Below are 804 nucleotides of genomic sequence, written 5' to 3' on the forward strand. Positions count from 1 at the left end.
ACCTGAAATTGAGAACATTATTACCGTTTCCGGCTTCAGTTTTTCAGGCTCCGGTCAAAACATGGCTTTGGGCTTTGTCATTCTGAAAGATTGGAGCGAACGTACTGCTCCGGGCAGCGATGCGACTTCTATTTCCGGTAAGTTGACCGGTATGATGATGGCTACGCTGAAAGACGGTTTCGGTTTGGCGATTGTGCCTCCAGCCATTATGGAATTGGGTACAGGTTCCGGCTTGACGATTTACCTGCAAGACCGTAACAACAGCGGCCATGCTGCATTGTTGGCCAAGCGCAATGAGCTGATTGACAAAATGCGCAAAAGCGGTTTGTTTAACCCAAGTACCGTTCGTGCGAGCGGTTTGGAAGATGCGCCTCAGTTGAAAATCGACATCGACCGCTCTGCCGCAGCCGCACAAGGTATTTCGTTCTCTGATATCCGTACTGCTTTGGCTTCTTCTTTGGGTTCGTCTTATGTAAACGACTTCCCGAATCAAGGCCGTCTGCAACGCGTGATGGTACAAGCTGATGCGAGTGCCCGTATGCAGCCTGCCGATATTCTGAACTTGACCGTGCCGAATAAATCCGGTGTTGCCGTACCGCTTTCTACCATTGCTACTGTTTCTTGGGTAAACGGTATGGAACAAAGCGTCCGCTTCAATGGTTATCCTGCAATGGAGCTTTCCGGCTCGCCTGTTAATGGCGTGTCTTCCGGTCAAGCCATGGCTGCGGTACAGCAAATGGTTGATGACATGGGCGGCGGTTACAGTCTGGAATGGGGCGGTCAGTCTCGTGAAGAGGCCAAAGG

1 protein-coding gene is annotated in these 804 nt (G+C 51.1%); it reads left to right on the plus strand.

Annotated features, from left to right (window positions below; genetic code table 11):
* The coding region (locus tag ACTHUR_RS13205; protein WP_440398975.1) for an efflux RND transporter permease subunit at positions 1-804 on the plus strand (804 nt) is incomplete at both ends.

The sequence above is a fragment of the Neisseria sp. P0021.S007 genome, from assembly GCF_051956855.1.